Source organism: Desulfovibrio sp. MES5 (assembly GCF_002237645.1).
Lineage (GTDB): Bacteria > Desulfobacterota > Desulfovibrionia > Desulfovibrionales > Desulfovibrionaceae > Desulfovibrio.
The window spans coordinates 100,659-120,325 of sequence record NZ_MJUZ01000022.1 but is presented as its reverse complement, the minus strand read 5'-3'; the positions used below and the strand labels follow the sequence as shown (position 1 = coordinate 120,325).

Annotated in this window: 18 protein-coding genes; 2 read left to right on the top strand and 16 right to left on the bottom strand. The window is 58.7% G+C overall.

Annotation, left to right across the window (positions count from 1 at the left end; translation table 11 throughout):
• Positions 1 to 20 precede the first annotated feature (20 nt).
• The 8 genes from glp to BCS36_RS07425 form a co-directional block, all read right to left on the bottom strand.
• On the bottom strand, positions 21 to 1,295 hold the full coding sequence (gene glp / locus BCS36_RS07460) for a gephyrin-like molybdotransferase Glp (RefSeq protein WP_291302278.1): 1,275 nt from the start codon (positions 1,293 to 1,295) through the stop codon (positions 21 to 23).
• A 744-nt stretch (positions 1,296 to 2,039) separates the two neighbouring features.
• The gene (locus BCS36_RS07455; protein ID WP_291302277.1) at positions 2,040 to 3,185 is read right to left on the bottom strand and encodes a triphosphoribosyl-dephospho-CoA synthase; all 1,146 of its coding nucleotides are present in this window, start codon (positions 3,183 to 3,185) and stop codon (positions 2,040 to 2,042) included.
• Between the two features lie 262 nt (positions 3,186 to 3,447).
• Positions 3,448 to 3,999 (bottom strand): citrate lyase holo-[acyl-carrier protein] synthase, encoded by a 552-nt coding sequence (gene citX, locus BCS36_RS07450; RefSeq protein WP_291302276.1) that lies wholly within the window; start codon positions 3,997 to 3,999, stop codon positions 3,448 to 3,450.
• 65 nt (positions 4,000 to 4,064) lie between these two features.
• Positions 4,065 to 5,471: a citrate lyase subunit alpha gene (gene citF / locus BCS36_RS07445; protein ID WP_291302275.1), complete on the bottom strand. Its 1,407-nt coding sequence runs from the start codon at positions 5,469 to 5,471 to the stop codon at positions 4,065 to 4,067.
• Positions 5,472 to 5,483: 12 nt separating this feature from the next.
• Positions 5,484 to 6,338 (bottom strand): CoA ester lyase, encoded by an 855-nt coding sequence (locus BCS36_RS07440; protein WP_291302348.1) that lies wholly within the window; start codon positions 6,336 to 6,338, stop codon positions 5,484 to 5,486.
• On the bottom strand, positions 6,338 to 6,610 hold the full coding sequence (gene citD, locus BCS36_RS07435; protein WP_291302274.1) for a citrate lyase acyl carrier protein: 273 nt from the start codon (positions 6,608 to 6,610) through the stop codon (positions 6,338 to 6,340). The genes BCS36_RS07440 and citD overlap by 1 nt, the downstream gene beginning before the upstream one ends.
• Before the next feature lie 194 nt (positions 6,611 to 6,804).
• Complete coding sequence (locus tag BCS36_RS07430; protein ID WP_291302273.1) at positions 6,805 to 7,890, bottom strand: hypothetical protein; 1,086 nt, start codon at positions 7,888 to 7,890, stop codon at positions 6,805 to 6,807.
• 117 nt (positions 7,891 to 8,007) lie between these two features.
• Positions 8,008 to 9,330 carry a 2-hydroxycarboxylate transporter family protein gene (locus BCS36_RS07425; protein WP_291302272.1) on the bottom strand — a complete coding sequence of 441 codons (1,323 nt, stop codon included), beginning with the start codon at positions 9,328 to 9,330 and terminating at the stop codon, positions 8,008 to 8,010.
• 335 nt (positions 9,331 to 9,665) lie between these two features.
• Between BCS36_RS07425 and BCS36_RS07420 the strand changes: the two genes are divergently transcribed.
• Together BCS36_RS07420 and BCS36_RS07415 are read left to right on the top strand one after the other, a co-directional pair.
• The gene (locus tag BCS36_RS07420) at positions 9,666 to 10,628 is read left to right on the top strand and encodes a hypothetical protein (RefSeq protein WP_291302271.1); all 963 of its coding nucleotides are present in this window, start codon (positions 9,666 to 9,668) and stop codon (positions 10,626 to 10,628) included.
• Between the two features lie 409 nt (positions 10,629 to 11,037).
• Positions 11,038 to 11,804, top strand: a protein-coding gene (locus BCS36_RS07415; RefSeq protein WP_291302270.1) for an IS5 family transposase whose coding sequence is annotated in 2 segments (ribosomal slippage) — positions 11,038 to 11,401 and positions 11,401 to 11,804 — 768 coding nt in all. Because the reading frame shifts where the segments join, the coding sequence is not laid out codon by codon here.
• A 165-nt stretch (positions 11,805 to 11,969) separates the two neighbouring features.
• On the opposite strand, the gene BCS36_RS07410 is transcribed toward BCS36_RS07415, so the two are convergent.
• The 8 genes from BCS36_RS07410 to BCS36_RS07375 form a co-directional block, all read right to left on the bottom strand.
• On the bottom strand, positions 11,970 to 12,485 hold the full coding sequence (locus tag BCS36_RS07410; protein WP_291302269.1) for a TonB C-terminal domain-containing protein: 516 nt from the start codon (positions 12,483 to 12,485) through the stop codon (positions 11,970 to 11,972).
• Positions 12,482 to 12,904 (bottom strand): biopolymer transporter ExbD, encoded by a 423-nt coding sequence (locus tag BCS36_RS07405; RefSeq protein WP_291302268.1) that lies wholly within the window; start codon positions 12,902 to 12,904, stop codon positions 12,482 to 12,484. The genes BCS36_RS07410 and BCS36_RS07405 overlap by 4 nt, the downstream gene beginning before the upstream one ends.
• 385 nt (positions 12,905 to 13,289) lie before the next feature.
• Positions 13,290 to 13,886 (bottom strand): MotA/TolQ/ExbB proton channel family protein, encoded by a 597-nt coding sequence (locus BCS36_RS07400; RefSeq protein WP_291302267.1) that lies wholly within the window; start codon positions 13,884 to 13,886, stop codon positions 13,290 to 13,292.
• A 103-nt stretch (positions 13,887 to 13,989) separates the two neighbouring features.
• A complete protein-coding gene (locus BCS36_RS07395; protein WP_291302266.1) occupies positions 13,990 to 15,831 on the bottom strand; it encodes a GTP-binding protein in 1,842 nt (613 codons plus the stop codon).
• A gap of 77 nt (positions 15,832 to 15,908) precedes the next feature.
• Positions 15,909 to 17,057, bottom strand: a complete 1,149-nt coding sequence (locus BCS36_RS07390; protein WP_291302265.1) for a twin-arginine translocation signal domain-containing protein — start codon at positions 17,055 to 17,057, stop codon at positions 15,909 to 15,911.
• 10 nt (positions 17,058 to 17,067) lie between these two features.
• Positions 17,068 to 18,471 carry a hypothetical protein gene (locus BCS36_RS07385; RefSeq protein ID WP_291302264.1) on the bottom strand — a complete coding sequence of 468 codons (1,404 nt, stop codon included), beginning with the start codon at positions 18,469 to 18,471 and terminating at the stop codon, positions 17,068 to 17,070.
• A gap of 10 nt (positions 18,472 to 18,481) precedes the next feature.
• Positions 18,482 to 18,754, bottom strand: a complete 273-nt coding sequence (locus tag BCS36_RS07380) for a hypothetical protein (protein WP_291302263.1) — start codon at positions 18,752 to 18,754, stop codon at positions 18,482 to 18,484.
• Complete coding sequence (locus tag BCS36_RS07375) at positions 18,751 to 19,395, bottom strand: GntR family transcriptional regulator (RefSeq protein WP_291302262.1); 645 nt, start codon at positions 19,393 to 19,395, stop codon at positions 18,751 to 18,753. Before BCS36_RS07375 ends, BCS36_RS07380 begins: the two co-directional genes overlap by 4 nt.
• Positions 19,396 to 19,667 lie beyond the last annotated feature (272 nt).

The following is a 19,667-nucleotide window of genomic DNA, read 5'->3' as shown; positions in this document are numbered from 1 at the left end:
GCGGGGTAAATGTGAAGGCTTTACTGAAACAGCTCCACCATGACCATGTCTCCCGCATTGAATCCTTCGCGGTTTTCCGGGCAGACCAGCAGGCCGTCTGCCGCCGTCATGCCGGTAATGATGCCGGAGGTTCCCGTGAGGGGGGCGGCCTCATACAGCGGGCACAGTGCGTCGCCGCTGTTGGGCGCTGTTTGCGCAAGCGGCGTCAGACGAACGCGCAGGTAGTCGCGGCGGCCCTGTGTTGATGCTATGGAGCGCGTCAGGCACGCCGGAACGCAGGGGGCAATTTCCTGCTCTGCCTGGCCCTGAAGGTGGTGGAGCAGGGGCAGTAGAAAGACACGCGCACAGATAAGGGCGCTGGCAGTATGCCCCGGAAGCCCCATGAGGCAGACCGTGCGCCGGGCAGCGGCGGCGCGGCCCAAAATGAAGGGCTTGCCGGGGCTGAGGGCCACGCCGTGGGTGAGAATCTCGCCACCGGGCACTGCGGTGAACACTTCAACCGTGTGATCGCGCATGCCCGCCGACGAACCGCCGGACACCACCACCACATCGTATTCTTCTGCAAGCCGCGTAAGGCAGGCCTCAAGTTCACCGGCATCGTCGCGCACAAGCCCGGCCCGCACCGCCTGCGCCCCTGCCTCGCGGCACAGGGCGGCGATGCTGTGGGCGTTGACGTCGCGGACTTTTCCGGGCGGCGGCATTTCTTCAATGGGCACCACTTCATCCCCGGTGGACACAATGGCCACGCGCGGGCTGCGCCGCACCGCCACATCGGTCTGGCCAAAGGCCGCCAGAAGGCCGATGTCCTGCGGGCGCAGGCGGCGTCCGGCGGCGAGGAGCTTTGTTCCGGCGGCAGCGTCGTCGTCACGCAGAACAACGTTGTCGCCAGGGGCCTGACTGCGGGTCAGTTCCACAAGGTTGCCTCCGGCCGGGCGGGAATACTCCACCATGACGGCGCAGTCCGCACCCTGCGGCAGCATGCCGCCCGTAAGTATGCGCGCCGTCTGCCCCTCGTGGAGAATGATGGAGGGAGCCGTCCCCATGGGGCAGTCGCCCACGCATTCCACAAGGGCCGGGTTGCCCTCCTGCGCGCCAAAAATATCGCGGGCCCGCACGGCATAGCCGTCCACAGTGGCGCGGTCGAATCCGGGCAGGTCGGCGGGGGCTGCAAAGTCGTCCGCAAGGCGGCGGCCAGAGGCCGCGTCCAGCGGGACGCGCTCGGCGCAGAGCGCGGGAAAGGTGCGGATATGCCCGATAACCTTTTCCACGGGCTGCAAGGTCAAAAAGGATTTCACGCCGGACCTCCGGGTGGTATTTTAGAGCATTTAACACTTGAAATGCTCATGTCCGGCAGGCAAAGCCTGCTTATTCGCATTTCGTGGCAAGGATTTTCAGGAAAATCCTTGCAGAGCAGTTAACTCATTTCAGTTATAAACTGCTCTAAAGCGTTTTTACCGTGAAACACGGGTGGTGCGTGGCAGAGCCCGCCAAAAAAATGCAAACGCAATCCGTTTGCGTGAGTATGCGTCGTAACTGGCGTGGTTTGCCATTGGGAACGCGTCCCCCCAAGGCCAACCTGCTCCGACAAAATGAATAACCCTTTAAATTTAGCAGTAAACCTTGCCAAAGGGCAATACGTGAATGCCGCTCGACAAAAGCCGCGCCAGGGTGAACGCGGCATGAGGATCGCGGCATGGCGCCAAGCCGGAGGCGCGCCGCATGTGCCTTGCGTGGCGTGCTAGCCGAGTGGTTGCATGCGTTCAGAGGCAGGCGCCGGGGCAATCTTTTGGGGATAGTGAGCACTGTAGGATGGCAAGGGAGATGTGAGAGAACAGGTGTGCGCCGCCTGCCAGCCAGTTTCATTATGAAAGCGCTCTGGTCCTGTGCGGTCGGGCAGTGAACTACAATAAAAGTTTTAGGGGGTGGGGGCGTGGGGGAGGAAACCCTTTTGCAAAAGGGTTTCCTCCCCCACAAAACATTTTTCCTCCACAAAGCATTACAACCTGACATTGTCCTGACAGCGACCGCCAGCAGGGCCGCTAGAAGTGGCCGCTGTCGCGGCCGAGCAGGTGCAGAAAAACGCCAGTGGCGAGCATGTCGGCGCAGCCGCCGGGGCTGAGCCTGCGGCGCACAAAGGCCGCACCCATGCGGTCAAGGGTGCGGCGGCCGTGGGCTGTGTCCAGCCCGCCCGCGTCAAGGGTCGTGGCTGCGTAGGTTCTGGCCAGGGCAAAGCCCCTGCCGCCCCCACGCCAGAGCAGACTTGTATCCTCGACGCGGGCCAGCAGTTCCAGCAGGGTATGGACCATGGCCCTGTTCATGTTCACGGCCGCGCCATGCCGCCGCAGGCTGTGGCAGGCAAGGGCCACGCCGGGAAAGCCCTGTTCCGCCTCGCCGCGCACGCCGCGCATGCCATACATGACATAGATAACCTCGCCAGGGGTCAGGCTGCGGCCCAGAGCTTTTTCCAGCAGGGGGCGCGTGGCCTTGGGCAGGGCATGCCGCGCCTTGTGAGGGCAGAAGCCAGGGATGGCCAGTTGTGCCGCCTGTGGGCCGCAGGGCAGTGCGGCCATGTCCGCTCTGGTGATGCCCCGCACAAAGGAGGCCGCCGTGCGGCACAGCGCCTGCACGTTGGCGGCGTTGCCCAATCTGCCTAGGGCGGCGCAGAAGAGGCCCAGAGAAAAAACCAGTCCTTTGTGGGTATTGACGCCATTGGTGGCCGCAAACATGTCGTGTTCGGCCTTGAGGCCCAGCGCCCGCAGGCGTGGAAAAACAGCCCCCGATTCCAGCGCTGTGGTGGCCGAGCCCAGCGCGTGGGCCTGGGTGAAATAGCCTTGCAGGGCAAGGGCGCTGCGCACAAAGGTGGCGTAGTCCATGTCTTTATGCGCGCCCTGACTGTCACGGCAGACCAGCCCCGGCTTTGGCCCGGCGGCAGCTTCAAGAATGGCGGCCCGAACTGCCAGTTCGCCAACGCGGGCCGAAGAAAGGGACGAGCTTTTTTGCCGTCTGGGAGCGCAGGCGCGCAGGTTTTTCAGGCCCGGCAGCACGACGGCGGACAGAGCCGCAGAGGACGGCATGGCGACAGGCGGCATAGTGAAGGACGGCATGGAGACGGACAGCAGCGCGGAGGCAGGCAGTGCCATATCGGGCATGGCGGATGAAGAGAGTGCGTGGCGGCTTTCAGGCATGCGGGATTCCGTGTGAACTTGGCAGTTTTGGTTATAAGGGCAATTGTGCGGCGCAAGATGGTATTCTGTCTGTTGCCTGCCCGATTTCAGGCTCCGATTCTGACCTTGGCTCCGACAGGGACTCCGGTTTCGATTCTGGCCTGGTTCCGGCAGATTCCACTCATTTTCACGCCCCCGATTTTGGCCTTGATTCCTGTTCTTACTCTTGCTCTGACTCAGGCCCTGCACCGTTCCTGTACCCATGCCGCAATCTGGCAGGACATCAGGAATGGGCGTCCGCGCTGGTGGCGAGGGCCAGCAGACTGCGTACATGGGCCATGATTTCTTGCGGGTCGTGTTTGCCCTGTCTGCGGCAGAGGCTTGCCGGGGCTTCACACAAAAAGCAGCGCCGTGGGGGAAGTCCGACGTCCGCCCGGTTCACAGGCTGCCCCTGCGCGTTGAGCACATCCGCATCAGCCAGCCTGCCCAGGGGGTGCTCTTCTTCCACGGCCACGCAAAGCGCCTTGAGCTGTGCCGGGTCAAGGTTCACAGCGGCTATCCAGCAGGGGCCGTCCACCCCGGCGCGTTCCTTTTCGGCTGTAAGGCAGGCTGCGTGCCCGCAGTCGCGCGCAATGGCGCGGCGAAGGGTCTGCCGCAGGCTGTCGAAGGCCTGCGCTGTCCCTGCCGGATTTTTATCCGCGCCGGGAATATTGAGCGTGAGCGAAATCACGGCCTGCCCGCAGGTTGCGGCAAGCTCGCGGCGCAGGTTCCAGCGCGCTTCCCTTTCAACAAGGATGGCAGCAAGGGGGGCGGCAAGGATGTCGTTCAGGCTCATGAAAACTCCGTTTCCGGCGCGGCGGCGTCAGGGCTTTCGCCGCGCCGGAGCATGGCGTGTGTCTGTTATTTTGTGGCGTAGATATGGTCCACAATGGTTCCGTCACGGTACTCCATCGTGCCCACGACCTTGTCGCCGCGCTCGTAGGCAAGAGGTTTGCCGGTCATGCGCACGGCCTGGTCGTGCAGGTCTTCAATGCCGCATACGGGCAGGCGCGCGTCGCGCAACCTGTCGGCAAGTTCCTTGCGGGCCGGGTTCACGGCAATGCCGCGCTCCGTCACCAGCACATCCACTGTGGAGCCTATGGTCGTCAGGGTGGTGCACTTTTCCACCACAATGGGCAGGCGGGCGCGCACCAGGGGGGCCACAATGATGGTCAGCTTGGCCCCGGCAGCGGCATCGTTATGGCCGCCGGAACCGCCAATGATATTGCCGTTGGAATCCGTGGTGACGTTGACGTTGAAATCAAGGTCGATTTCCGTGCCGCCCAGGAGGACGGCGTCGAGAAAGTCCACGCAATTGCTTTTTCTGTTGGGGTTTGCGTAGGTGTCGGCGGATATTTCAACGTGGCGCGGGTTCTGGGCAATGGATTTGACGCTGCTCAGGTCAAAGCACTGCACGTCAAATACGTTGTCGAACAGGCCTTCTTCAAGCATTTCGACCATGTATTTGGTGATGCCGCCGAGCAGAAAACCGCCGTGCACCTTCATGGCGCGCATGTCTTCGCGCAGAAAAAGCGATGCCGCCAGCGAAGCGCCGCCAGCGCCTGTCTGATAGCAGAAGCCGTCCTGCAGCAGGCCGGAGGCCTTGATGACGGCTTGGGCGTTGCGGGCAATGGCCAGAGCCACAGGGTCGCGCGTGAGGCTGATGGAGCCGGAGACAATACCGGCGGGGTCGCCGATTTTGTCCACAACGACCACATGGTCCACCACGTCGTGGGGTATGCTTATGCGGCTGAGGCCACCCTCAACCACGTGATCGGTCACGGCGATGACTTTTGCGGCATGCTGCGTGTCGGGGATGATATAGCCCAGCGAGCCGCAGGCGGACGGGCCTTCAGTGCCGGTGATGTTGCCCATGGCGTCCACGGCGGGCGCGGCGACCACGGCGATGTCGATCTTGAGCGAGCCTTCGCCTATGGCGCGGGGACGCCCGCCGTGCGAGCGGAATATGACGGGCGTGGGCAAAATGCCGCTCGTGATGGCTTTGGCCAGGGGGCCGCTCATGTAGTCCGTATCAAGCCCGGTGATGACGCCGTTTTTGATATGCTCGATCAGGTGCTCATGCACGGGAAAAAGCGAAGAGCAGGCCACGGTGATGCCCTTGACCCCGAGTGCGGCCACAGCGTCCATTGTCATGTTGACCACATGGTCGCCATTGCGCAGGTGGTGGTGAAAAGACAGGGTCATGCCGTCCTTGAGGCCGCATTCACGCAGCGCGGCGGCAATGGTGGAGATATATTTGCGTTTCATTACAGCGCCCCCTTATGCATCAGCCAGAAGCAGGATGCGTTCCGCCCGTTTGATAATGGGCAGGTCAATCATCATTCCGTCCAGTGAAACGGCTCCCTTGCCTTCATCGCTGGCTTTGCGGGCCGCCGCCATGACGCGCCTGGCCCAGTTGACCTTGTCCGGCGCGGGCATGAATGCCTGGTTGACCCTGTGCACGTGGTGGGGCGAAATGACGGCCTTGCCGTCAAAACCCAACTGCACGGCGAAGGCGGCGTCCTTTTCCAGCCCTTCAAGGTCAGACACAAAGGGAAAGGGCGTATCAATGGCCAGAACGCCCGCAGCCTTGCAGGCCGTGAGCAGGCGCGAGCGCGCGTAGGCTATCTCGGCCCCTTCGGCTGTGCGCTGCGCACCCATTGAAGCGGTAAAATCCTCGGCGCCAAGAAGGATGCCGTGCAGAGTTTTGCTGGCCGAAGCTATGGCATAGGCATTCTCGAGCCCCAGGGGACTTTCAATAATGGCAAGCGCCTTGACGGGGGCCGTTATGGCGTGCTTTTGCCGCGCGCTTTCTATGGCTTCGGCCACTTGCAGCACCTGCTCAGCGCTTTCAATTTTCGGCACCATGACAAAATCCGTCCCGGCGGCGACCACGGCTTGCATGTCAGCCTGCCAGTAGGGCGTATCCAGACCGTTGATGCGCACCGTCACCCCCACGCCTTGCGGGCGCAGTTCCGTGAGGGCATGACTCACCAATGTGCGGGCGGCGTCTTTTTCCAGCTGGGCCACGGCGTCCTCAAGGTCAAAGATGACCACATCCGCTCCCAGGCACTGCGCGCTGGCAAGCATGCCGGGGTTGTTGCCCGGCATGAAAAGAAAGGTTCTGTTGCGCATCACATTTTCTCCTTAAAGCGGGCGATGGCCGTTTCCATACGGGCCTTGATGGTGCATTCCAGCGCGCCCTTGTCCTGAACCGTAACTTCAACGCCCTTGAGGCCGGACTGCGCCATGCACTGTGCGACAACCGCGCGGATGGCCTCGCCAAACTGGTTCATGACGATGCTGGAAAGGCTGATGGACGTATCTGTTCCGCCCACAGCGGTGATGGTGATGAAAATGTCGTTGGATTCCAGTGTGCCTGCCATGGCACTGCATTGGTTGTTCATTGTGTCTCCTGCGGCGGCCAGGGTCGCCATTTGGGAACTGGGCCAGATTGAAACTGAAATGCTTTACACTTCAAATTGTCATTCGGCCCAAACTTGCGATTTTAGGCTGAATCCACGCCACGTTGTGGCGCGCTGCGCTCTCGTGCCGTGTTAGAGCTTTTTTCTTTTTTCAAAGGTAAAATGCTTAAAAAATATCAGTGTCGTCCGACATAATCTCTGAGCTTTTGCCGTATCTGCGCGCTGTCGGCTGAGCGCAAAAAATCCAGAGTCACTGGAGGCAGCAACTGCGCCATCTCCTGCCAGTCTGCCTCGCAGACGTCGCCCTTGAAGAGCGCCCGCACCTTTGAAGCGCTGATGGCCTGGCCGTCGGTCTGCAGACGCGGAATTTCATGCAGTTCAATACCGTGTTTTTCAAACACGGCCGCCATGGCGGCATTGTAGGCGGCAGTGACGGGATCAAGCGGTTCTGTGCCCACAAAGCGCAGGCTTATGCCCAGATCTTTGGCAATGCGCGTGGCGAATATGGCGCAGTCAAGCGCGGCGTGAACCGAGCCCACCTTGGCATCCGCCGTAAAATAGGCCGGAAAACTGGCGCGCGACACCATGTACGGCCCGGCGGGCAGCACAAGAATATTGTCCACCCCGGCAAGGCCCTTGCGTACAAGATCAAGACGCACGGCAAAGGGAAAAACGGAAATGTCCTCTTCCACCACAAAGACCAGCAGCTTTTCACAGGCTGCGGCAGCCGTGCGGGCCAGATACTCATGCCCCCGCGTGAAGGGATTGGCGTTCATGACAATGGCCCCAAGCCGTGTATGCGGCGAAAGCCCCGCAGGGGGCGCATCGGCAGCCTCCGTTTTCCAGCCGTGATCGCGCAGGGCTGCCTTGGCGGCATTGAGCCAGTCGGCATAGTTGGGGCGTCCCTGTTCCAGCAGGGCCGAATCGTGCGTCGCCGCCACAAGGTCAAAGCCGGAATCCCTGAATTTCTGCGCTTCCGAGGCCTTGGTGAAGATGAAGAAATGGCTTGCGCCTTCCTGCCTGCCGTGCAGCACAAGGCGGCTCAGAATGGAGGTGGCAAGACCCCCCTCCCGGGCATGGGCCGCCACGCAGATGCCGCAAAGAACAGTGCCCGCAAGAAACCCGCAGGCCGCCAACTGGCCGTCTTCGTAAAAGCCGAGGCCATAGGTGCGCCCTGCGGGCAGGCTCAGGCCCGACGCTGCGAGCAGCGCTTCAGCCTGGGCGAGGTCATGGTCGGTAATGATTTCAAAATAGCCCTGCATATGCCTTCCTGCGTTCTTTCCGCCGCCCCGGCCATGGCCATAGGGTTGTATGACCGGGGCGGCGAAAAAGGGTGAGCGCCATGCAAGCGCGGCAGCTTCAGTTCTAGAGTACCGCTTTTAGCCCGCGTAGAACATACGCATGAGGATGACGGCCAGAACTACCACGGCAGCGCCGCCAATGCGTGTGGATATCTGGGCAAAGGGCATGAGTTCCATACGTCCGGCGGCGGAGAGAATGGCCACGTCGCCCGTGCCGCCGAGGCCGCTGTGGCATCCGGTAACCAGAGCCGCTTCCACGGGATACATGTTAAGGAACTTGGCGCTGAAAAATCCAGTGCCCACCATGGCCAGCACCGTGCAGACAACGGTGATGACGTAGCTCGGCTGAATGACCGCCACAACGTCCTTCCACGGCGTATAGCAGACGCCCACGCCCACAAGGAGCGCCCAGGTGAGGTTTTTGGAAACGAAGAGGTAAAACTGGTACGCGGCCTTTTCCGCCACCTTGGGCATGATGCTCGTGGCCTTGGCAATGGCGGCCGAGAGAATCATGATGATGGGCGCGGGGATGGGGATGACAAGGTTCACCAGCATGCCGAACAGGTAGAAGCAGCAGGCGGTCAGCAGGCCCATGCCCAGAATGGTCACGTCAATGGGTTCTTCTTTTTTCGTGAGATCCAGGTTGTCGTCGCCCACGCGCACCAGTTTGCCGTTGCCGGTCTGGTGAGGATTTTTCACCGCGTAGCGCTTGAGTATGCCTGCGCAGATAATGGCGGTGACGTTGCCAAGCATGGCGGCCGGGGCTACCATGGCTATGAATCTGCCCGGGTCGGTACCCTGAATTTCGGCGTAGCCAGCCGACAGGGGCAGAATGCCTTCACCCACGCCGCCGGAGATGATGGGAACTACAATATAAAAGAAGGTTTCAAACAGGTCGTGCCCCAACAGGGTGCCCACAGCTGTGCCAATCAGGCAGCTGGCTATGGTACCCAGAATAAGCGGCACAAACATGCGCAAAAAGCCCTGTATAAGAACCTGCCGCAGCATGCCAAGTATGCTCCCTGTCACAAGGCAGGCTATGTAGAAATAAAGAAAGTTCGCTCCACCGTTCTTGTTGGCGGTAAAGTGTATGATGGCCTCCTTGGCGGGGCCGTCAAGCAGGCTGTAATATACAAGAACCGAAGGAATGAAGATGGAAAGGATGGCCGGGCCGCCGATGTCCTTGAGAATGGGAATACGCAGTCCCATGTCGCCAAGGAGTATGCCCATAACCAGCATGACGGCGAAGCCGCCGATCATATCTTTGGGCAGCTTGCCAAAGTATGAGGCCGCAAAGATGATGATGGCGAAACAGATGTAGAGGGGCAGGGGAACCGGCCCGATCTTGAAGCTGCAAAGTCTGTCCAGCAGACCGCCGGACGTTGTTTCTGCGTGTTGCATGAGTAAACCCTCCTGACAGAATTTGTCTTCTGTTTACTCCCGCAATCCCGCAAAATCTTTTTATGTAACTTTATAATACGTTTCTGAAGTTTTGAAAGTTATGTAACTTATGTAAGCGCGGCCTGTCTTCAGCATGGCAGGGATGCTGCCTTGCTTGTGCCGCGTGCCGGATGCAGCGCGCCGGGCTCTGGGGTTGGGCCGTCAATGCGGATTTGGGGCCTGTCGCGGATCGCAACGTGGCGTATGTTCAGCTGAAAATCGCATTTTTCGTAAAATGACAAATTGAAATGTAAAGCATTTCATTGTCATCCTACTCTAGTACCCAAGGAAATCCTATGCATAAAACCATGTTTGCCTGCGTCATGTGCGTGCTGTTGGCCGCCATGTCCGCCATAGTTGCCATAGTTGGGTTGTCCGCCCAGGCCGCCGGGCCGTCTGAATATGAAAACAATGTCGCGGCCTGGAAGCCCTACGGGGCTGTGAACGGTGTCGAGTACAAGATGGCTCTTGATCCGGCGCTGTTTGCCACAGACAGGACAGCAGCATCGTTCAACACTCTTTGGACTGCCCTTGCCGCTTCGGCCAAAAAGAACGGCTTTCTTCTGACCAAGTCCGAAAAGAGCAAGGTGCGCCTGCGCACGCGAAGCTATTATGATACAGACGATCTCGCCCTGCGGGATGCGGGATTTGTGGTGCGCGTCACCACAAATTATAAAAAGGACGGCAGCGCCAAAGAAGGCGGAAAGCTTACAGTAAAAACCTCCGGCAAGGATCCGGCCTTTATTCTGGGAACGTCCCTGGACCCGGTGGGCATCAGGGGGGAAATCTCCGCTGAAGATCATCCCTATATCGACGCCCAGGGCAACATGGGCGTCAGGCTGGAAAAAAGCGTCAATATCCAGGGTGATGCGAAGACATTCGGCGATCTTGACCGCCCGCGTCTGCGGCAGTTTTCACGCTTTGTGCCTGCGCTGGACAGGAGCGGTCTTGCCGCTGACGCTGTGCTTGCGCCCGTAACCGTCTGCACCTATTCGGCCAAGATGGGCTCGGTGAAACTGGCGGGGATTGCAGCGGAGATCACGTTTGAGGCCTGGACGGATTCCTGGGGCGGAGCGCCCATGGCGCTGGAAATTTCTTTCAGCATTGACGATCAGGACTATTATTCCATCCCTGAGGTTGTCGCTGCGGGTAACGAGTTTTACCGCAAGGTGGTGTTTCAGGGGCTTGCCCATATGAAGCTGCCTGACGGCGACAGATTCAGCGGCTCCAAGCTGAAGATGCTGTGGGACAGGCGTTAGGGTCTTTCAACGGTACGTGTATACTTGCAGCGTTTTCGCAGGCTGTTATGGCCGTATGCGTTTACCTCTGCGCGTGTTTCGACAGCCGCCAGAGCAATTTTTTTAAAATTGCTCTGGCGCATTTTTGATGCTGGCAATAATGACACGCGGGGCAGGATGCAGTGTTTCAACAGGTTGCCCGCCGTCTCTCTCACGTAGCTTAGAGCATTTTAACCTTGAAAAAGTGTAAATGCTCTAACGCTGCACGAGAGTGCAGCGTGCCACAACGTGGCGTGGATTCAGCCGAAAATCGCATTTTTCGGTTGAATGAACACTTTGAACTACTTCACATTTCAAAGTTAATCTGCTCTAGGTAGTGTCTACACGAGTTTTGTGTTATAAGGGGACACCACATGCGGAGGGTGTTCTCATGAAAAACATACAGCGTCGACATGACTTATCCGATGAAGCTTGGGCTCTCCTAGAACCTCACCTGTCTGGACAAAGCGGGCAATGGGGTGGAATAGCAAAAGACAACCGTTTGTTTATCAACGCCGTTTTTTGGATATTGCGCACAGGGGCGCCATGGCGCGACCTGCCTCCTGAATACGGGAGATGGGGAACTGTGCATCAGAGATTCATCCGTTGGCGCGATAAGCGAATATGGGAAAGCCTCCTCGAAATACTGATTGATGAGCCTGACTTTGAATGGCTGATGATTGACGCCAGTCACTGCAAAGTTCACCCTCATGCCGCCGGAGCCAGGGGCGGCAACCAAGGGATGGAGCGCACTAAAGGGGGCTCAACAGTAAAATACATTTGGCCGTGGATGCGCATGGTATGCCGGTCAGAGTTATTGTTACAGCGGGTACCACAGCGGATTGCACCCAAGCCACAGCCTTGATCAACGGCATTGCCGCTCAATTTCTTTTGGCGGATCGGGGCTATGACACAAACGAACTCATTGGCAAAGCGCTTGAGTCGGGTTGCGAAGTCGTTATTCCGCCCAAAAAGAATCGCAAGGAACAGCGCAGCTATGACAAGTATGTCTATCGCGTCCGTCACCTGGTAGAGAATGCTTTTCTGCACCTGAAGAGGTGGCGAGGCATTGCTACCAGGTATGCAAAAACACTCGCAGCATTCGCTGCCGCCGTGCAGATACGGTGCATTGCTCTCTGGCTGAAACTTTTATCATAGCTCGTGTAGACACTATCTAGTATTTTCCCGTTCTCTCTTTGCCTCTATGAGAAAAAAGCGGGCAGCCTGCTGGAATGGTGCAGTAAATGTAACGTCACATCTTGTGGCATGGCTACAAATGCATTTGTGCTCTGCAAACCGTGCTAAACGAATGCCGCCTGATAGTTACCGCAGTTCGTACTGATATTTTACGTGCAATAAAACAGGAATATCAGCCGTTCCAAGAATGTCTGGGCGTTTTACGCTGCCGCTTGCCGCAATAATCGCGCGGCGCGCCGCCGCGTCGAGCTCTGGTGAACCAGATGACTGGCGCAGTACCGGGGCTGCAAAGCTGCCGTCCGGGCGTACGGTGAAGGCATAGGCCGCAACCCCGACAAAATGTGCCTCGCCGCCGTCCATGCGGTGAGCGTGCACTGCCGCGTCAAGATCATCAAGAAAGGCGAAAAATGCCTGACGTCTTTTGTCAGCGGTATTTTGCGGCTCGGTGCGGGTTGGGGCGGCCTCCATACTGATGCCTGCGCCGCCCTCCGGGGATGCTCCCAGCCCCAGGGAATCCATGCTGATCACGGTCAGCGTTCCCACGGGGGTCAACTCTGCCGATGCGCCAAGCAGGTGAAAAAGCCCCCAGTGTACAAGGCATGAGATGGCCAGCGCGGCGTAGAGCCGCTCGGTCGCGGTCATGGCGCGTCCGCCGCGGGTTGCCCTGACGTGGCAATAAGCAGCTTTTCCCCGCCCTGCATACGCACTTCATCCACAAGAAATATCAGACCTTCCACCGGAGCCTTGGGGTCAGCCACCAGAACGAGCCTTCCCGGTCTGCTCCTGAAGCCGCGCACAAGATCGTGCAGTTTGTCCCTGACCTCCTGCCGGGGCAGGGGCACCCCTTCACAAAGAATGCCGCCATCAGCCGTGAGGCGCAGTTCAATTACCCGGCCCGACAGAGTTTTGCTGCTGTGGGCGGTGGGCAGATCGACTTCAAGCCCACGAACCGCAAAGGCCGCTGCAATGACAAAAAATATAAGCAGAATAAACAGCATATCAATGAGCGGTATGAGGTCGTAATCACATGACGTGTTCAGTGGGCGGGTCAGTCGGAGCATCGGCATTGTCTCCTTGGCGCAATTATAGCATTTTTGCATTGAGAATATCCATTCTCTCGGTAGCCGTTCCTCGATACTGCGGGCTTACGGATAGCGACAGCGGTTCTTTAACTTAGATGTCGCGTAATAAACTACTGTCTTCAGGCGCATTTTCCTGCGTCACAACGCCTGAAGCAATGCTTCCAAGACGCCCGCTTCGGCGTGTAGGCGCGCAAATAAATAGCGGTGCTGTCTTCATCCGTAAGCCCTACGGGCAACGGCTGAAGCTGCGCTTGCGCCTCCGCGGCGGGCGTCTACTCACGCAGCTGCCAGAGCAATTTCAAAGTGAAATCGCTCTAGAGGAAACCCGTTGGATAATCTGCGTCTGCTGGCCATGCCATAAAAATCAGCACGCAGTGCCGTGATCAGGTTGCAGCAAGGCCGCGTTGCCTGCCGCATCAAGCATGCTGGAGATGTTTTTGAGACGTGCGCTAAAAAATGCCAGTGAAAACTGGGCGACAATGGCAATGCACAGGCCGGATGCCGTGTTGAGCAAGGCCTGCCAGATGCCGTCCGCCAGCATGCTCATATCCACACCGCTGGAAGCGTGCGCAATGCTGGAAAAAATGGAGATCATCCCGCTCACCGTTCCCAGCAGGCCCATGAGCGGAGCCAGCCTGGCAATGGCGCCGAGCAGGCCGAGCCGCCGCTCCAGCTGTTCAAGTATCTGCCCTCCAGCCAGACGCAGGGAGGATTCGCGGTTGGAGCTTGCCGCCGTAAGTTGCTGTGCAAAGGCCTGCAACAGGGGTACGGCCGCCATGCGCTCCGCTACCGTGTCGACATCGCCGCTGCTTGTGGCTTTGAGCAGATCCCCCCGCAAGGCGTCGTCGGGCAGGGGGCACGACGCATACAGCAGCAGGCGCTCCACAATCACCGTCAGGGTCAGGATGGAGACGGCCAGCAGGGGCCACATCATCCATCCCCCCAAAGCAATGATGTTCATATCTGCCTCCTTGCTGCAACAACCGGCATACGAAACCGGCAGGTTAACTGTTTGGGGCTCGCCCCGTACACTGGCGTGGCCGTTGGGGGAGAGGACACTGCCGTCAGCACGCGGCTGACGCTCCCTGCCAGGACGTGTCAGGCTGCGACAGATTCACCCCGATAAACACCATGTACCGTTCATCCGCTCCGTCCGGGGCGTCCTCAAATTCCAGGCGTCCGGCGGCATACTGGGCAACAGCGGGAACCACCGCGCCGTCCCTGCGCAGATTGACAATGCCCTTGGCGCGGCAAAGCCCCGGGCCAGCGCCATCCACCATGCGCCAGATGTCCTCTATGCTGACAGTCTGCGGCAGGGTGAGGCAGAATGAGCCAAAACCCTCGGCTGTGTGGTCTATGTTGCGGGTGGCGAGGGGCAGCAGACGGGGCGCGCGTGAAGGGGGAAGGCTGTGGGCGTCGAGCCATGCCGTATGCAGTGCTTCAAGATTGGCGAAGGTGATGTTTCCCTCCACAGCGGGAAAGATGACAGCCCTGGGGTTGCGGCGTCGCAGGTCGCGCAGCACCGCTTCAAGCCGCTGTTCGGAGACCGCGTCGGCCTTGTTGGCAACAATGACGTCGGCCTGCGCCACCTGCGCCATGCCGATGCCTGATCCCGCCTCGTCCCATGCCAGAGCGTCGGCCACGGTTATGACCAGTCCGGGGCGCACCATGTCGGAAAGATCGTGGAGTGATTCGAGCACATTGGCGGGATTGGCCAACCCTGTGGTTTCAAGAATGATCTGTTCCGCAGGGGCCGCTTCCAGAAGGCGTTGCAGGCCGGGCCGTAAGCTTTCCGCCAGCGAGCAGCATACGCAACCTTCGTCCAGGGCCTCCACATGCGTTTCACTGCGGGTGAGCGCGGCGTCCAGCCCGATGCGCCCGAATTCATTCTGTATGACTGCGGCGAACTGTTCGCGGCCATTCAGATAGTCCAGCCAGCGGCGCAGAAATGTGGTTTTTCCCGCGCCAAGAAAGCCTGTAAGAATGTGCATGACCGGCAGATCAGCGCCAGGCGTCGCCGGAAGTTGGCGTCGGCGGCCGGGCAGGCGCTCCAGAACCTTGCCCTCGCAAGACAGGGATGGAAATTTTATGGGGCTGTCATTGCCGGGAAAAACTGCCTGGGGCTGAGGTTGCGGGCATGAGCCCATCTCCGCCTTTAGCGACAGGGTGGGGGAGGCGTCCCCTTTTGCTGTGTCTCGTGGTTTTTGCGGGGTCATATGCAGGCTGAGGCGCGGGGTTTCTTCAAACAACGATGCGGCCGTAGCCGTCAGTGTTGTGAAGAGCGGCAACAGCAGCCTGAACGCGGGAACGTCGCATTCCGTACCGCCGGGGGGAACAATCCACCGTTCGTCTTGCGCGTCGCCTGCCGCGTGGTCTGCCGCGCGGCTGCCTGAAGCCGGGGAGGGGTGCGCCGCGATTCCGTCACGCGAAATATGGCGGTATCTGGCCAGAGCGGACAGGGACAAGGAAAGCCCCGTGCCGTCCAGAGCCGTCACAAGCTGCACGTTGCCCATGCAGAAAGGGGCAAGCTCGGGAGCGTGCAGCGAGAGATTGCGCATGCGCTCCTCATAGTTTTCGCCGAGGGCAATGGAAAGAGCCTGCAAAGGGAACCTGTCGAGCAAGGAATTCGCCGCAGGGGGAAAAACGTGTGCCGTAAACGTGCCGTAAAGAAAGGACGGGTCTGTGTGTTCCTTCAGAAAAACCAGACCGTAAATATGTGGAGAACCGGCCACCCGGCAGGTCCAGGCCGCGTAGAGCTGGTTGGAAGGGTGCACCCCCCGCCACCCCAGCCCCCGCGCCCGCCTGCGGTCAAGGTGTATGCCTGTGAGCAGACAGCTGAGTATGGAAGGACTCTCGGCGTCTGTTTCAGGCGAAAGGGGGCGCGGCAGCAGGGCATCAAGGCGCATGGCGATCCTCCATCGTTGTGGCGGTTTTTGAAATCCAGCCGGAAGGGGGCAGACCTGCCCCCTTCCGGCTGCGCCGTTTACGAGGGAAACTTTATGACGTCTCCATTGCCAAGATAGTTGGTCGTCTTGGAGCGGAAACGCGCCGTGCCTTTCACAACCGGGTAGCCTGCATCCACAAACTTCTGGGCGGTAATGAGCCCTGTGCAGTGGTTGCAGCCCACCTTTTGCAGATCCCACTTTTTGAGACCGATAACGAGGTCGTCATATTTGGGGTCCCAGTCGTCAAAGGGCGAGATGTGCAGGCCGCCGTAGAGGCCGTAAAACTGATCGTTCTCATAGGTAAGGGTTTTGTAGGCCGTATCGGCAAAAAGAATGATGCCCTGGTGGCAGCACCCGGTGATGCTCACGAGGCCAATGTCCTTGACGTTGCAGTACAGCGAGATTTCGCCGAATACCTTGAAAATGATGGGGCAATCGAAACCGTAAAGGGCCACGCCGTCCTGAATCTTGTGCAGGCCCTTGGGCACTTCGGTCCACTTGCCCACATGCCCGCTGTCTTTGATGTACTGTTTGCCGCTGGGATAGAAGGTGTTGGGCGTGTAGATGTGAATATCGGGATTGTATTTTGTCACGGCGGGCAGGCCAAAAAAATGGTCCATATGCTCGTGCGTCTGGATCATGGCGGCAATTTCATTATTGGCCAGCATGGTGTCGATGCCTTCCCGCTTATAGCAGGTTTCCATCCACTGGTAATTCCAACCGGTGTCAAAAAGGTACTTTGTCACCTTGCCGTCCATGCCCTCAATTTCAATAAGGCAGGAAAAGCCGCCGGCATTGTCGGGGTGTACGCTGTTTTCGCGCGCGATCTGCCAGGCTTCGTCCAGCTTGTGGGGCAGCAGATGCTTGATCAGCTTTATGCCGTCGGCATAGCTGCCCTTGCCAACGCCCTTGCCGTTGCCGAAGGGGGGCCAGTTGAAGGTGTACTGGTCTACCAGCAGGCCGCCAGCGCCGGTCACATCCTGCATGAAAGTGCCGTTGTCGAACCAGCTTGTCTCGGAGATGTTGGTAATCTTGACGGCCTTGCAAACGCCGATATTTTCCGTTCCGCGTTTTACCTCCTTGAGAAAAGTTCTGCGCATGGGGGAGTACGAATACGCGCCCATAGCGCCGATGGCGCCCACGCCGACTCCTAATGCCGCACCCTTGATAAATTCTCGTCTGTCCATGTTGCTCTCCTTACTGCACAAGGGTGAAGTGTGCGCTGAACCATGGCAGCGCGGCCACTATGGCAAAGTACAGCATGACGCCAGCGAGAATCCCCACCGCAAGACCCGGAATCATGGCGGGGCTCCAGGCGCTTCGGTCGGCAAAGGCGTGTTCTTCGGCGACAATTTCTTCGCTGGTGCGGAGTTCGCGCTTCCAGCCGGGCCAGCCATCCATAAACCACCAGTTGATCAGCCAGATGTCGATGAGCCAGATCATGGGAATCATCGGGAACTGCTGCGGGTGCGAAAAGCCCTTTTGTGTGCCGAGCGCGAAGTGGGCGTACTTGTAGTACAGGCAGTAGACGGCAATGCCCCCAATGGCCACCAGCACAGTACGGATAAGCACATTGACAGGGGTGCTGAACTTATTGGGCCAGTTGCCGCCGTAGAACTGGAGGAACAAGGCGGGAACCAGGAAGAAGATGGCGGTTTCGCCCACATGCAGCCAGCGCCAGTCAGGGGCTGCATCACGCCGGTGACCACGGATCGCGTCGCCCCAGACCAACTCCTGCATGTACCAAAAGAAGAAGCACAGAGCGAGGGAAATGGCGATAATACCGAAGAACAGGGCAAAGCGGCGCAAGCCCGGCCTTTTGATAAGGCAGAAGGGGTACCGCTCCCATATGCCTTCCATAAACCACACCACAACGGTGCAGCACATGATCCAGGCTACATGAAAGTTCGCGGAAACTGTCTGGGCAAAGGACTCCCAGTAGGGCGGGGTAATTGCCGTAAAATACTGCCAAGGATAATACAGGATGCCCATATGGTTGTGCATGGTCATAAAGTAGATGACCAGGCTCAGGCAGAACGTGCCCAGCCATATGCTGAAGCCTTTGACGGGTTGGGCTTCATTCTGCCAGGGGCGGCCCTCAAGCGCCACTATCCAGGCAGGGCTGATCCATGAGGCGATAACGGCAAACATCATGCAGGCCTGGGCCGCATATTCTGTGGAATAGAATTCGGTGAGCCCTGGCAGCTTTTGCAACTGGCGCGGGCTGAAATAAGTAAATGCAAAATTGCCAAGAACATTTTCAAAAAAACCGTGAATCATCAGCATCATCAGGCCAACAGATACAAGTGAAAGTACAAGGCCCTTTTGCAGGGGATGCGCATTGCGTATCCAGTTGCGTTTGAATGGCCAGAAGTCGAAAATATAGGCCATCCAGATGAGAATGATCAGCCACCAGCGGCAATAGTTATACCCCACATAGGGTGTGTAAAAACGCATGATGCCGCGCGGATCCTGAAAAATCCACCAGGTTACGGCAAAAATGGAAAGTGTGAACGCCATATTGGCCAATATGGGCCAAGGCCCCTGCCACCGCTTGGTAAGCTTGCGCTCCTCAAGATAGGGAATGTCGTGGTCAGCCATCGAACCCTCCTCAGAGTTGCGGGGTTTCCATTGTTACGGGGGGACGCGTTTGTGTGTGCATGGCCCGTGCAACGGCCCTAATCAACGCCTCTTCGCTCATCGTATCCACGGGCAGCCCCAGTCGCTGCCCTTCAAGCCGCAGCATGCTTGGCGAAAACTCTGGCGGCAGCAGCGCCTCGTCGCTGCTGGCCAGCGCTTCAGCATCGGTGTTTTCGCCGAGCCTGCATGGGGAAACCGCGCGCCAGTTTCCCCGTAAAAAATCGCGCCTCCGCCGGTTCATCATTCTTCTTCCCCCAGGCATTGCAAAAGGCATGAGACATAGGCCGAGACAGAAGAGGCGCAGGCTTGGGAGTCCGCATGCCGCAAGCCATGCAGCGTGCGGGCAAGATGCTTGAAGATTTCTTCAAGCCGGGACTGGCTGCACTCCTGCAGCAGCCGGGAAAGCGCGCAGGCATCGGGCAGGGTGGCCGCACCTGCCTGCGCAAGACAATCGTTGCTGATAGCCTGCAAAAGTATGGAGAAAAAACGCAGGTGATGCTGCGCCAGAAGGCGCATGTCGCCGCTGTGAAGCGCCATGCCAATGGAAGGCAGGTGCCGTTCGAGCTTCAGCATGACAGAAGGCGCATATGAACCTGACGCTGCGGCAAGCAGGGGAGTCATGACTATGCGCATGGCTCTCAGGCTGTCGCCCAGACTGGCTGCATTGGGGTTGCAGGGGAGGGCGCGCACAAATGTGCCCTTGCTGCGGCGGGTTTCAAGAATTCCCTTGCCCACCAGGGTGCTCAGAGCGGTGCGCAGCGTAGCGCGGCTGATACCCAGCTCTTCGGCCAGGTGCCGTTCGGCGGGCAGCCGCTCAAACAGTGTCCAGCGTCCTTGCAACAGGGCGTGTTCCAGTTGGTTTTCGGCATTTGCTGGCGTGATCATGGGCGTCCTCCAGGCAAAGCGTATTCAAATGCGTTTGTGTAACTTCATACTGCGCGTCTGCGATTTTTTTGACAACAGACTTGTAAAAAAAAGTACTATACTTTTTAACATTATGAAAAACATGAAGTATTTTTGATGATTTGGTATGACCACGGTATAATGCGATGCAAAAAATTGTAGAAAAGATGCAGATTAGAGGGGTGAATTTGCTATAATATGCGTGGTTGCGTATCAGTGGTCAGACCACAGGCCATCATAAAAAAGGCTTGCTC

Bases quoted from the DNA above. Each gene is read 5' to 3' on its own strand.
- citX (WP_291302276.1), bottom strand. From the start codon at position 3,999: ATGAGCCTGAACGACATCCTTGCCGCCCCCCTTGCTGCCATCCTTGTT.
- citF (WP_291302275.1), bottom strand. From the start codon at position 5,471: ATGAAACGCAAATATATCTCCACCATTGCCGCCGCGCTGCGTGAATGC.
- BCS36_RS07430 (WP_291302273.1), bottom strand. From the start codon at position 7,890: ATGCAGGGCTATTTTGAAATCATTACCGACCATGACCTCGCCCAGGCT.
- BCS36_RS07425 (WP_291302272.1), bottom strand. From the start codon at position 9,330: ATGCAACACGCAGAAACAACGTCCGGCGGTCTGCTGGACAGACTTTGC.
- citD (WP_291302274.1), bottom strand. From the start codon at position 6,610: ATGAACAACCAATGCAGTGCCATGGCAGGCACACTGGAATCCAACGAC.
- BCS36_RS07400 (WP_291302267.1), bottom strand. From the start codon at position 13,886: ATGAACATCATTGCTTTGGGGGGATGGATGATGTGGCCCCTGCTGGCC.
- BCS36_RS07390 (WP_291302265.1), bottom strand. From the start codon at position 17,057: ATGGACAGACGAGAATTTATCAAGGGTGCGGCATTAGGAGTCGGCGTG.
- BCS36_RS07410 (WP_291302269.1), bottom strand. From the start codon at position 12,485: ATGACCGCGACCGAGCGGCTCTACGCCGCGCTGGCCATCTCATGCCTT.
- BCS36_RS07405 (WP_291302268.1), bottom strand. From the start codon at position 12,904: ATGCTCCGACTGACCCGCCCACTGAACACGTCATGTGATTACGACCTC.
- BCS36_RS07380 (WP_291302263.1), bottom strand. From the start codon at position 18,754: ATGATGAACCGGCGGAGGCGCGATTTTTTACGGGGAAACTGGCGCGCG.
- BCS36_RS07440 (WP_291302348.1), bottom strand. From the start codon at position 6,338: ATGCGCAACAGAACCTTTCTTTTCATGCCGGGCAACAACCCCGGCATG.
- BCS36_RS07455 (WP_291302277.1), bottom strand. From the start codon at position 3,185: ATGCCTGAAAGCCGCCACGCACTCTCTTCATCCGCCATGCCCGATATG.
- BCS36_RS07420 (WP_291302271.1), top strand. From the start codon at position 9,666: ATGCATAAAACCATGTTTGCCTGCGTCATGTGCGTGCTGTTGGCCGCC.
- BCS36_RS07395 (WP_291302266.1), bottom strand. From the start codon at position 15,831: ATGCGCCTTGATGCCCTGCTGCCGCGCCCCCTTTCGCCTGAAACAGAC.
- BCS36_RS07385 (WP_291302264.1), bottom strand. From the start codon at position 18,471: ATGGCTGACCACGACATTCCCTATCTTGAGGAGCGCAAGCTTACCAAG.
- BCS36_RS07375 (WP_291302262.1), bottom strand. From the start codon at position 19,395: ATGATCACGCCAGCAAATGCCGAAAACCAACTGGAACACGCCCTGTTG.